The sequence below is a fragment of the Brevibacillus centrosporus genome, assembly GCF_046622605.1.
GTDB lineage: Bacteria > Bacillota > Bacilli > Brevibacillales > Brevibacillaceae > Brevibacillus > Brevibacillus centrosporus.
The window spans coordinates 4,160,829-4,172,373 of the sequence record NZ_CP176856.1; the positions used below are offsets into that span (position 1 = coordinate 4,160,829).

An 11,545-nucleotide genomic window follows, 5' to 3' on the forward strand; every position below is an offset into this window, starting at 1 on the left:
TCGGGTTATGCAATGGGAACGAGCTTGTACGGCAAGGAAAACGACTCGAGCTTTGCCAAAAACTTGTCGTAAGCCTCCTGATCCGGCGCGATCAGCTGCAAGTAGCGAGTAAAATAGAAGACGATGCGGTCCTCTAGCCCCTCTTGCAAGCGATAGTGCGCAAGCGTTGCAATATCTCTCTGGTTGTAAAAGTAGTCGTAGCGCTCTTCGGTCAGCGGAGCGCGAAAGGTGCGGCTGACAACCACTCCGTTGCTCTGGTTTTCCCTCGTATTTTCTTTGGTTGCCCCGAGCAGCCGGAGAAGTTCCCCTGCCCGTCGCCCGCCTAATTTCTCGGCGAGCATACTGTCGTTGTACTCGACCTCCAGATCACTTAAGCGATGCGCAACCGATTCGAGCATGCTCATCAAAACTTTGCGCACGGCCAGATTCTCAGTCGCAAATTGGTTGTCGAATACGTTGAACTCGAAGGACGTAGCCTGATTGACTCGCTTCGTATAGAAAGTGACTGCGTTCATCGTGTTTCCTCCACTCGATCGTTATCGCGGCAGAATCGACTCCCATGTTTGTCGATCCAGCTTACGGATAATCGAGAACAGGAGACGCTTCGCCGCTTCGTAATCCGCTGTATCGATGATTGAAGCATGGCTGTGAATATAGCGGGACGGAATGCCGATTACGGCTGAGGGTACACCTTTGCCGTGGTTTTGCACGACACCTGCGTCCGTGCCCCCTTTGGCGACGTAGATCTGATATGGAATCTTTTCCTCTTCACAGGTCGCGATCAACAGCTCTCGCAGCCCCACCGGCATGACGTACATCGGATCGTAAATACGCATCAAGAGACCGTTCCCCAATTTGCCGCCTTCCTCTCGCACGCCAGGGATGTCTCCAGCCGGGCTTGCATCCAGTGCCAGGAACAGATCCGGTTGAATCAATTCCGCAGCTGTTTTGGCACCGCGTGTACCCGCCAGCTCTTCCTGAACAGTCGCTCCTACATAAACCACATTTGGATGACCAGGACGCTCATGCAGCTCTTTTGCCAGCTCTACTGCCAGACTGCAGCCATAGCGGTTGTCCCATGCCTTTGCCATGATGCGACGCGGGTTTGCCATCACCTGGAATGGACAGATCGGCAAAATCGGCTGGCCAGGACGAATGCCCAAACGCTCCGCTTCTTCTCGTGTATCTACACCGATATCGACGTACATGTTGCGGACATCCATCGGGCGATTGCGCTGATCATCGCTCAGCACATGCGGCGGAATCGAGCTGATGACGCCTTGAATCACACCTTGGCCCGTAATAATTTGCACGCGCTGTGCCAACAGAACCTGTCCCCACCATCCGCCTAAGGTTTGGAAGGAAATAAAGCCTTTCTCGGAAATGCGTGTAACCATGAAGCCCACTTCATCCATGTGTCCTGCAACCATGATCCGCGGTCCGTTTTCATCCCCGCGCATAACGCCGAACATGCTGCCCAGATTGTCATAGACCAATTCATTTGTATACTGACTTATGTATTCCTTCATGATATCGCGTACCGGTCCTTCAAACCCGGGTGCGCCAGGTGCTTCCGTCAGACGTTTCCACAACTCGAGCGAAAACTCATTCTCCATTCCAGTCGTGCCTCCTCTTTTGTACAGCAAAAGTTTTTCTACGTACTCTATTATCTGCGAGGGCGAACAGGGATGCAACTGATCGATGGGCAGGAATAGACATTCCATTTCCCGAATGCTTGTAAGATACATATCGTTAAGGAGGGAAAAGCATGTCGATCACACTTCGCAAATTAACAGAGCCACAGGACTTACAGCAGCTCGAGGCCTTGGAGGGTGCTGTATGGAATACGACCGAGGTCATTCCTTACCACATGACCATTACGATCGCCAAGTTTGGCGGCCTTTTTATCGGAGCGTTTGATGAAGACAAAATGGTCGGGTTTCTGTACACATTTCCAGGAAATTCTCACGGAGAGCCTCATCTCTGCTCGCACATGCTCGGATTTTTACCGGAATACCGCAAGCAAGGTCTCGGCGTGCAAATGAAATGGCTGCAGCGAGACGAAGCGATAGCAATGGGTCACACCAAGATCACATGGACGTACGATCCACTAGAAACGGTCAACGGGGTTTTGAATATCGCCAAGCTCGGCGGCATCGTTCGGACGTATTTCCCAAACTGCTATGGCGATCTCGACGATGAGTTCAGTCGTGGGATTCCTACAGATCGCTTCTTGATCGAATGGTTTCTCGATAGCAACCGGGTAGAGAATCATCGTACCCAAAATGGAGAAAAGCCGAGTCTCGTGGAGGGAGCTCCCGAAGTGCTCCGCTTTGAAATCGTCGACGGACTCCCAAAACCTATCGAGCAGCGTTTCGATCTGCAAGAGCCGATCCTTCTGCTGCCGGTGCCTGCCCACTTTCAAGAGGTCAAACACCGCGACATGGACGCGGCTCGCAGCTGGAGAAAGCTCACGAGTGAGCTCTTCCAGTCGTACATGGGGCAAGGCTACACGGTGACGTACATCTTGCGCGATCCGGATCAGGATATCGTTCGCTATGTGCTCGACAGAAGACCACTCCCGGCGATTCTGGATTCCGCCGCCCGCGCTTAAAAGCGATTCCTCCCACCTTGTGGTACAATGGGTGTTGATCTACCCTATTGGAAAGAGGACGAGAACGAAATATGCATAGATCTGAATACGATTTTGATGTCATTATCATCGGCGGCGGTCCTTCCGGTTTGATGGCTGCAGTTGCTGCCTCCAGCCAAGGCGCGCGTGTCTGTCTAGTAGAAAAAGGCGGAAAGCTGGGGCGCAAACTGATTATCTCCGGCGGTGGCCGCTGCAATGTCACCAATGCAAAGGAACAGGACGAGCTGATCAAGCAAATGCCTGGAAACGGACGCTTTATGTACAGCGCATTTGCCCAGTTTAGCAACCGGGATATCGTTCAGTTTTTTGAAGAGCTGGGCGTTGCTTTAAAAGAAGAAGACCGCGGCCGCATGTTTCCGGTAACAGATAAAGCCGTTACTGTCGCGCAAGCTTTGATCGACAAGATAAAAGCACAGGGAGTCACCATCCGGCTGAACAGCCCTGTTCATCACGTTCTGTATGCCGATGGCCGTACAGAAGGAATTCTGCTGCAATCGGGGGAAAAGCTGCTGGCTCCTTGTGTCATCATCGCCGTTGGAGGCTGTTCGGTGCCGCAAACCGGTTCTACGGGAGATGGTTATGCCTGGGCCAAAGACGCTGGGCATACCATTACCGACCTTTACCCGACCGAAGTACCGCTCGTTGCGAATGATTCGTTCATTCGCGATAAATCGTTGCAGGGCCTGTCCTTGCGGGATGTAGAAATGACGTTGTACGCGCCAAACGGCAAGAAAGTGAACACGCAGGAAGGCGACATGATTTTTACCCATCAAGGTCTGTCTGGGCCTGCTTCCCTGCGCATGGGGCATTATGTCTCCATCACACAGCGTAAGCACGGGTCCGTTCCCCTGTCTTTGACACTGGATCTGATGCCGACCAAGAGCGTCGAGGAAATTGAGACGGAAAGCTGGGGCCTTTTGGAGGAACAGCCCAAAAAAGCTGTAAAAAATGTTCTGAAAGGCTACCTGCCGGAACGGATTATTCCGATCTTGCTATCACTCTCCTCCATTACGGAAGAGACAACGCTCAGCCATATGCGCAAACAGGAGTGGGCAGCATTCGCGAAATTGATCAAAGCCTTCCCTTTGACCATCACAGGCACGCTCTCCCTGCAGGAGGCCTTCATCACAGGAGGAGGCGTCAGTGTAAAAGAAATCGATCCGAGAACCATGCAGTCCAAATGTGTGGAGGGCCTATACTTCTCCGGCGAAGTCATGGATGTCCACGCTCATACTGGCGGTTACAATATTACGATCGCCTTTTCCTCCGGCTATGTAGCAGGCACACATAGTGCTCAAGCCGCACTGGAAAATTATTCTGCAAATCAGGTTTAAGGTCAGCGCGTTCGGGGAATCTATTGAATGGGTAACTCTTTTTGGAAAAGAGTGATCAGCATCTTACTCCCCCCTAGTTGTAAGATGCTGGTTATCACACCTTTACTCCCTTTATCTTCCCTATTATGAAGCGGCGCCTCGGTGAGCGCCGTTTCTTTTTTTGTACCCAGACTTGCTCTTTTTCATATTCAGCCACAAGAAAAACCACTCACAGGAATGAGCGGTATGTTCGGTTTGTTCGACTTCCCTCTGCAATCTGCTAATCGTTTAATCCCTTCCCATCGAGAATTTGCTGCATGTACTTTTCCACTCTTGCCTCTCTCGTTTTGGCTTGCTTGGGTTGTGAAAAATGAAGCAGGTAAGCTCTTTGACGTCCGGGTGTCAATTCTTCAAAAGCCGCTTTCAAGGCAGGCATTTCTTCAAATTTGTTCTGAAGCTCTTCCGGAACGGTATAGTCTTCGTTCTTTTTCAAGCTCACTTCCAAACCTGCTTTTTCAACTTCGATCGCTTCCATGATATACGCTTTTACGATAGCTTCCTGTTCCACGATTTGATGAATATCCGTGAAACGAATCTGGCGCGCAGCTTGTACATTCTCTGTTTGCTGGATGAGAATCCCCTGAGGGTCCTTGAGCAAGGCACCCTTGTGAAACAGCAGCGCACAGTATTCTTTAAATCCATGTATTAAAACGATATTTTTGCCCTCAAGCGTGTAACAAGGATGCATCCACTTAAACTCTTCGGTCAGCTCACAATCCAGCACGATATTTCGCAGCTTCTCAAATTCTTCCCGCCACTTTTTAGACTTGCTTAAAAACTCATCAACCTTCGGATTCAATCTGCTGCTTGTCATCAAGGAACACTCCTCTTCTGTTTTCGAGTTCCCAGCCAAATGATTTCCTTTATTATGGAATGAATGTTTGTATATGGCAAACATTCATAGCTGCATAAAAGATAGCCTGTAAGAAAACCTCTATCGAGGCCGTCTCAAGGAGGGGCGACCGCGTTTTAGCGGTAGGCATTCATGCGCTCCGGAATTCATAACCATAGCGCTTATAAATTCCTATACGTTAAAAAACACCCGCTGCCTTTGCATCGGGTGTCTCTCTCTTTTACGAGGAAGCTACAGCTTGATATAAATAGGCAAAGCCCGCCATCAGAAACGCGAAGCCAAGCAGGTAAAACGTATTGGCCCGCTGCTTGACCCGTTTTTCATTCCCCTTGAAATGGGCTTCCATGCGGGACTGCCATCGTTTCGTTCTAGGCTGGATCATCACAATCACGCCAATCAGAAGAAGAAACAGAGGAAAACTCAAGGATGGATCACCCTTTCTTCTTGCGTCGCAAGAGCCAGCGCGTCTCTGCTTCCTCTGGTGCCCCTTCGACTACGAGGCGCGCTTCTTCTGCCAATTGATAGGCTTCCGCAAACGCCAGCTGTCTAAACGACTGCTCTGCCTTCGTCAGCAAATCGTTTACCTGGCGATTTTGTCTGCGATAGCGGTTCGTATATTGGATGGCCCCTTCCGCCAGCTGGCAGGTGGAGATGACCCGCTCTGCCATTCGCTCCGTCTCGGCCACCAATTCGTTGGCGTCCGTGATCAGGATAGCGACTTCCTCCAGATCGTAGCGGTATTCCTCCATGATTCCCTTAATTTGAGCCAGCGTCTGAACCACTTCTTCAAACAAGTATTTCAAATGATCAGGGATGCCCGGCAGATAGCTTCTTTTGATCTGCTGACGAACGCGGACCAGTGTTCCCGAAATCCGTTCCAGCTCGTCCAGTGCATCGTCTTCGGTCTCAATGAGCAGATGGGCAGGTTCGGCTTCCTGTTTGGACTCTTCCCACTCCGGCTGGCGCTTTGGAATCACTAATTCGTATTCTTCTTCGTCCACGTCATCGGTTTCTACTCGCTGCTGGGTAGGAGGGGCAGATTGACGAGGAGCATTCGGAAACGGGATGGCTTTCGCGTTCAGCAGGACTTCCCGCTCTGCCTTGCTCAGCTCTGTTACTGGCTCTATCTCTTCGTCCTCTACCATGTCTTTTTCGTAATCGTAAGCTGCCACGCCAGCAGGCTCGGCACGTTTATACTGATAGACCGGCTCCTCTTCTACTTGCTCTTGATAGGATGCCTGGTCCTGTGCAAGCTCTTGCATTTGATCAGCTTCGACTTGGGAAAACGCATACTTGCTACCCGCAGCTTGATCTTGGTGAGCAAAAACCTCTTCCACTGTTACCCGCTCCACTGTTGCTGGTTCAACATGTACCGGTTTCGTCTCGCTCACCTGGGAAGCCTGCTTGGCCAAAGCAGCTGCAGACGCAGCCTCTCGCTGTGCCAACACCAGTTCTTCCAAGCTCTGATACGTAGCATCCATTAAAACTTCAAATGCCTTTTGATGCGTCTGAACCATTTCCAGACTACCTTCCTCCAGCGCGCTTTTCGCTGCAGTCAGGAGCTGCTTCGCCTGCATCAGTGAATTGTCCAGCCCGTTTTGTTCTAGCTGAAATCCGCCGCGCACAGCCTGATCGATTCCCTCTTCCAGCTGCTTAAACTCTTCCGGCAGCTCTTTTTTGACGCGATTCACCAGAGCCGGGATCTGCTCCATCGCTTTCGTTACGCTCTCGAGCAGCTGCTGTGCTTTTAGCGTCGTTTCGTACGCTTGAATATCATCACCAGCAGCCCGTGACGTTTTTACCAGACTGCGCATCGTTTCGATTTCATCCAGCTTCCCTTTCAACTCATGGAACGAGAGCCCGTATTCCAGACGCAAGTCAGACAGTTTTCTTTCAACCTGCTCCACCTGCTTGCCGATTTCCGGGATGACGACCTTCGTTTCCTGCTTGGTTACCGCGACCTGCGTCGTATCCGTCTTCAGGTCTGCCAGTTCCTGCTCAATCTGGGTGATCGCCTCTCTCGCTTCGCCCAGCATGCCGAGCGCCAGAGTAAAGCGGAAGCGGTCACACGCTTCCTCGGCATCGAGGATCATCATTTCCACATCAGGGATGCGGATGCGCAGCAGGTTTTCCTTTTTATCCGCGATGTGATGGTAGCGCACCTCCGTCATACCACTAGAGCGGCGCATTGGCTTGTCCACTTCGATCACATTGATTTTTTCGACCAGCTCTTCCTTCCAGTCTTCCACTTCATCTACTTGAGCGAAAATCGCGCGCCGGCGAATCATTGCGTAAATCAGCGCGATAGACAGACCAGCAAAAACGACTCCGATCAGGTAGATCCACCAGGGAATACCGCCGAGTCCAGAGTCTGCCTTCTCTTTTGCTTCCTCGCCCGCTTGACTTGCATCAGCTGTCCCCGCTGCTGCTTGGTTCGTCTGCAGTCGATCCAGCTCTGTGTTGACCTCGTCGATGAGGGTTTGAATCCCGGTTAAATACTGCTTCTGGTTACGAAAAGGCTCGAAGTAGGAGTTGATTTTGTCGTGAAGCATCTCCATGTTCGCGCCTTTTGTTTGCAAGGCTGGTCCCGCGTAAACGCCAAGCTGCTCCGTATCCATGTCCAAGACGAGCATCAAGGCATCCTCTGCCAAATTGTAGTTGTCAAAGAGCTTTTGCGCGTAAACATCGGGAGACTCCGCTTCCGGAGACGTGCTTTCTACTACGACGACCTTGTAGCTTCCCGGGCTTTCCTTTAGCTCTTCTGCAAATTTCGTTCGGTCTTCCTTTTTCAAATAGTTATCCGCGTCTTGGACGACTTCATCCGTTTTGTCAGGAAACGGCGTCGCAAAAGCCGGATTCGCATATAGCAACATGCCTGCCAGACAGAGCATGAATAATGATCGTTTCACTTGTTATACAACCCCTTAGCGTCTTTATTCATGGGAGAGGGTACTGCTTATGTGGGAAGCAAGCATGCTCGAAGATAGCGCATGATGGAGGCTTGCAGCCATAAGGCGAACTCCTCGGAGTACGGTTCCAGATCATAAACCTGGCGAACCATTTGAGCCTGCAAAAATGGGTACGTCATTTGACTGATCACGGCCAAGACGACGCGGTCCGATGATATGGGTAGAAAATCACCAGTTGCCATGCCCTGCTCGATGACTCGAGACAAGCCATGCTTCCAGCGGCTGATGTACAGAGTGAGTACTTCTCTTGCCAGCATCGACTCGACACTCAGCTCACGTTGAATCAAACGGGTGATTGGCGCATGTTCGCATTGAAAGCTTACATAGAGAGCTACGACCTTTTCCAGCCGCTCAAAGAGAGGGATTTCTTTACACTCGGTCTCCTGCTCTTCTATACGGCGAAACAACGTATCAAAATAAGAGGCGATCAAGGTTTCCAGCACGCCTTGCTTTCCTTGAAAATGGTAGGAAATCAGCGCGGAGTTTACCTGTGCCTCCTCGGCAATATGGCGAACGGAAGTACCTTTGTAGCCATGTATGTCGAACAGCTTGGCCGCTGCAGACAGGATGCGCATTTTCGTCTGATCCATTGCCTTGTTCCCTCCTGCTATTGGTTCATCACCAAGGCCAGTCAGGCATCTCATCTATTTTACAGAGGTTTCGACGTAAAAAGATAGTCTCGTTTGTTAGTTCGACAAACTTTTCCAGTATTCCTCCTGCATGTAGACAAGCTATGATAAAAAAAACCTCATAAAGTCGGTCTTGTCAGCAAAGGAGGTCCCATGCGCAAAAAATGGCTGTCACTCACCCTATGCCTTACATTCTTTGCTTTTCCGTCAGGGGGTACGCTCGTTCACAACCTGCCTGCCTCTGCAGCTCCGACTATGAGTGATTACGAACATACGCTGTCAGTCGTTACGTACAACATTCGCGGCTGCCGTACGGACGATGGAACCGCAGACCCCGCACTCATCATTTCTGCCTTAGAGCCCCTCCATGCCGATCTTATTGCTTTGCAGGAGGTAGACGTACGTTTGCCGCGCTCCGGCTTTGTTAATCAGCTCGCCACCATTGCCGCGGGCATGAACATGAACTACGCTTACGGCCCCTCGATCGATTTCGTCATCGGTCAGTATGGAAATGCCCTGCTCAGCAAATATCCGATCCAGCAAGCCAACATGATTGCCCTGCCTTCCCAATGGGAGCCGCGCAGCCTTCTGGATGTGACGGTCAACTGGGACGGAGAACCGCTGCACGTCCTGGTCACTCACTTAGGCGTCAAAAAGTCAGAACATAGCGAACAAACGGAATCCTTACTCACCTATTTGAATGAACAATCGTACAAAACCAGCCTGCTGCTTGGGGATTTCAACATGCTTCCTGGCGACCCATCGCTCGATTCCTTGCGAGCCTTTTATAAAGATCCGCTTTACGAGGAAAATCTCGGACTGCGCACGCTCAAGCATCCTGTCGTCCCAAGAGAAATTGACCGGATCCTGCATTCACCGGATTTAACCTACATGGATGCCGCAGCTCCTGCCGTCGGCCCTTCCGATCATTATCCGCTGCAGATGCATCTGACTCGCTCTTCCCTGCTCACGCAAGAAGCGGCCTCCTCCTACTAGAGGGAGACCGCTTCTTGGACGTATCGTATTACCTGGAGGATTGACTCTCGGTCGGAGTCGGCAGTGGCTTGACTCGTCCGTAATTTTGCAGGTAGGTTTCCACCTGGGAATGTTCATTGACTCGTTGTCCGTTCACGTCGTATTGAGAACGAATGGACATCGTGATCGTTGTGGGGAGCATGCTGGTTCGATTGTAGTAGACAGTATAGTCCGCATTGACATCCATCTGGTCAACAATTTCCCTTACGTTTGGCGCAGGGTTTGACTCCGACTGGATTCGCGGACCCTTTTGCCCCGTCGCACTCTTCTTCCACGATCCATCCGATAAAGCCATAGCCAGCTTCAGCCTGGGCTTGTGTGCAGCAGCAGACTGAATGTGGGAGCCGGCAGTCTCCGTGCCTTGCGTCTGTTCATTCATCTGGGTGACCAGCCAGTTTTTCAGCTTGGCAGAGTCCAGCGTGACCCGTATCGCTTCGACATCATCGTTTGGATCTTCGTCGGGCAGCTGGCGTATGTTCTTTTGCATATCAGCCATCTGCGAAAAGCAGGAGGCAGGGTCCCAGTTGTCCATTTCCTGCTGATACGCCGCTTGTGTATGGGCGACATTTTTCCACGCAGCATCGCTTCCTTGCTTGGCGTACAGCTTGTCCCCTTGATGCAGCAGGCTCAGACTGTCCACTCTCTTTTCATCCGGCATCGACAGCTTCACATTCATGTACACGGCGTCTTTATCTTTTCGGCCTGAAAAATTGACCACGTTGGCATTCGCGCTGTTTTCCGTCAGCAGCTTGGTACGACCGTAAAACGCGTAGGAATCCTGTGCGGAGAAATGATCGCGCACCTGATCAAAAGCCGAACTCGGGTTTTGCTTTACGCCCATTTGATTGCAGCCGGTCATGGACGTACATAAAAGGGTCAAGAGACAAATCGTCCAACCTTTGCGCATTACTGCCCCTCCTTCACGCTACTCTGGCAAGCCTCCACCATAGCGTTTCCAGGGCAGAAAAAGGTTATTCTTAGACCGAATAATAAAGAATGCCGTCCTGCTCCCGCACATCGACCTGATGCAGGATCATCAGCAGATCGATATGACCCAAGGTTTCCGACAGCGTCAGCGGCAATTCCTTTTCATACAAGGTAGGAAAGAGCATCGCCGTCAGCTCGTACGCTGTCTTTTCTCCGTCTTTCAGCATCTTCCGGAGTGTATCTGTCCGCTCCCAGTTTTTCCGCAGTCTTGCGAGAATCAGCTCACGGTGATCCCGGACTGGCTCACCATGCCCGGACAGCACCATTTCAATATCCATGTCAGCGCACATCTCCAGTGCAGTCCGGTACTGAACCAATGTCAATGGGCGTACACGGCTGCGGTCACGCGGGGGCTCGATAAAAGCGTTCGAGGAGATCTTTTGGATGATGTGATCGCCCCCAATCATGATGCGGTCGGACGCTCGGTACAAGGACAGGTGGCTCTGGCTATGACCAGGTGTGTAGAGGACCTGCCACTGCGACAGATTGGGTACCATCTGCTCGTGCTTCAACAGCACATCAATCTGGCTCGTTTGGGAAAATGTCTCCATGAGCTTGTGGAACCGCTCGATGATAAACAGCTTTTCCTGGGGAACCCCACTCTGTTTGTACAGATCCGTAAAAAAGCGATCGTGAAATTCGATGAACTCTTTATCCAGCTCTATGTACGGTGCTGCTAGCGGATGTGCCAATGTCTGCGCTTTGGATACCTGTCTGACCCGCTCCAGCAGTCCACAATGGTCCACGTGATGATGTGTGAGCACGACCTGTTCGATCTGCTCCACGCTGATCCCAATCGAATCCAATCCCGTTTGTAAAGCCTGCCATGCCTCCTCCGTAAGCGGGCCAACATCCACTAAAGTCAGCTTTTCCCCTTTTACGAGGTAGACGTTGACCGGCCCTACTTTAAATGGGGTTGGCAGCTCCAGCCGAAATACATCTGGCGCCACTTCTTGCGCTTGCACGTACTGCTCTCGTGAAGTCATCTTGATCCCTCCGGAAACCTCTTCGTTTTTTGCCCGTCTCTTCTGAAAAAAGAAAAGAGC

At 51.3% G+C, this 11,545-nt stretch carries 11 protein-coding genes; 3 read left to right on the top strand and 8 right to left on the bottom strand.

Translation table 11 applies throughout. From position 1 onward, the window contains the following. Window positions 1–5 precede the first annotated feature (5 nt). Window positions 6–515: a hypothetical protein gene (locus ACLIN2_RS21110; protein ID WP_092268853.1), complete on the bottom strand. Its 510-nt coding sequence runs from the start codon at window positions 513–515 to the stop codon at window positions 6–8. Window positions 516–536: 21 nt separating this feature from the next. After that, entirely contained in the window at window positions 537–1,616 is a 1,080-nt protein-coding gene (locus ACLIN2_RS21115; protein WP_092268851.1) for a M42 family metallopeptidase, read from the bottom strand. Between the two features lie 152 nt (window positions 1,617–1,768). Here ACLIN2_RS21115 and ACLIN2_RS21120 point away from each other — a divergent pair, with 152 nt between their 5' ends. Then, entirely contained in the window at window positions 1,769–2,614 is an 846-nt protein-coding gene (locus ACLIN2_RS21120; RefSeq protein WP_411502031.1) for a GNAT family N-acetyltransferase, read from the top strand. A 71-nt stretch (window positions 2,615–2,685) separates the two neighbouring features. Beyond that, the gene (locus ACLIN2_RS21125) at window positions 2,686–3,987 is read left to right on the top strand and encodes an NAD(P)/FAD-dependent oxidoreductase (protein ID WP_092268848.1); all 1,302 of its coding nucleotides are present in this window, start codon (window positions 2,686–2,688) and stop codon (window positions 3,985–3,987) included. 259 nt (window positions 3,988–4,246) lie between these two features. Here the strand turns inward: ACLIN2_RS21125 and ACLIN2_RS21130 are convergent, their stop codons facing one another. The 4 genes from ACLIN2_RS21130 to refZ form a co-directional block, all read right to left on the bottom strand. Continuing rightward, window positions 4,247–4,840, bottom strand: coding sequence for a YdeI/OmpD-associated family protein (locus ACLIN2_RS21130; RefSeq protein WP_092268846.1), 594 nt, complete (start codon window positions 4,838–4,840; stop codon window positions 4,247–4,249). Window positions 4,841–5,099: 259 nt separating this feature from the next. Further along, window positions 5,100–5,303 carry a hypothetical protein gene (locus ACLIN2_RS21135; RefSeq protein WP_092268844.1) on the bottom strand — a complete coding sequence of 68 codons (204 nt, stop codon included), beginning with the start codon at window positions 5,301–5,303 and terminating at the stop codon, window positions 5,100–5,102. 7 nt (window positions 5,304–5,310) lie between these two features. Beyond that, window positions 5,311–7,788: a septation ring formation regulator EzrA gene (locus ACLIN2_RS21140; RefSeq protein WP_411502032.1), complete on the bottom strand. Its 2,478-nt coding sequence runs from the start codon at window positions 7,786–7,788 to the stop codon at window positions 5,311–5,313. A 47-nt stretch (window positions 7,789–7,835) separates the two neighbouring features. After that, a complete protein-coding gene (refZ, locus tag ACLIN2_RS21145) occupies window positions 7,836–8,438 on the bottom strand; it encodes a forespore capture DNA-binding protein RefZ (RefSeq protein ID WP_092268840.1) in 603 nt (200 codons plus the stop codon). Between the two features lie 192 nt (window positions 8,439–8,630). On the opposite strand from refZ, the gene ACLIN2_RS21150 reads away from it, so the two are divergent. Further along, window positions 8,631–9,473, top strand: coding sequence for an endonuclease/exonuclease/phosphatase family protein (locus ACLIN2_RS21150; protein WP_411502033.1), 843 nt, complete (start codon window positions 8,631–8,633; stop codon window positions 9,471–9,473). A gap of 28 nt (window positions 9,474–9,501) precedes the next feature. Here ACLIN2_RS21150 and ACLIN2_RS21155 read toward each other — a convergent pair whose 3' ends face one another. After that, window positions 9,502–10,419: a hypothetical protein gene (locus tag ACLIN2_RS21155; protein ID WP_411502034.1), complete on the bottom strand. Its 918-nt coding sequence runs from the start codon at window positions 10,417–10,419 to the stop codon at window positions 9,502–9,504. 70 nt (window positions 10,420–10,489) lie between these two features. Next, the gene (locus ACLIN2_RS21160; protein ID WP_411502035.1) at window positions 10,490–11,485 is read right to left on the bottom strand and encodes an MBL fold metallo-hydrolase; all 996 of its coding nucleotides are present in this window, start codon (window positions 11,483–11,485) and stop codon (window positions 10,490–10,492) included. Window positions 11,486–11,545 lie beyond the last annotated feature (60 nt).

What these genes read in the sequence shown, in the direction of transcription:
- ACLIN2_RS21155 (WP_411502034.1), bottom strand. Translation starts at nt 10,419, where the DNA reads ATGCGCAAAGGTTGGACGATTTGTCTCTTGACCCTTTTATGTACGTCC.
- ACLIN2_RS21110 (WP_092268853.1), bottom strand. Translation starts at nt 515, where the DNA reads ATGAACGCAGTCACTTTCTATACGAAGCGAGTCAATCAGGCTACGTCC.
- ACLIN2_RS21150 (WP_411502033.1), top strand. Translation starts at nt 8,631, where the DNA reads ATGCGCAAAAAATGGCTGTCACTCACCCTATGCCTTACATTCTTTGCT.
- ACLIN2_RS21115 (WP_092268851.1), bottom strand. Translation starts at nt 1,616, where the DNA reads ATGGAGAATGAGTTTTCGCTCGAGTTGTGGAAACGTCTGACGGAAGCA.
- ACLIN2_RS21120 (WP_411502031.1), top strand. Translation starts at nt 1,769, where the DNA reads ATGTCGATCACACTTCGCAAATTAACAGAGCCACAGGACTTACAGCAG.
- ACLIN2_RS21130 (WP_092268846.1), bottom strand. Translation starts at nt 4,840, where the DNA reads ATGACAAGCAGCAGATTGAATCCGAAGGTTGATGAGTTTTTAAGCAAG.
- ACLIN2_RS21125 (WP_092268848.1), top strand. Translation starts at nt 2,686, where the DNA reads ATGCATAGATCTGAATACGATTTTGATGTCATTATCATCGGCGGCGGT.
- ACLIN2_RS21160 (WP_411502035.1), bottom strand. Translation starts at nt 11,485, where the DNA reads ATGACTTCACGAGAGCAGTACGTGCAAGCGCAAGAAGTGGCGCCAGAT.
- refZ (WP_092268840.1), bottom strand. Translation starts at nt 8,438, where the DNA reads ATGGATCAGACGAAAATGCGCATCCTGTCTGCAGCGGCCAAGCTGTTC.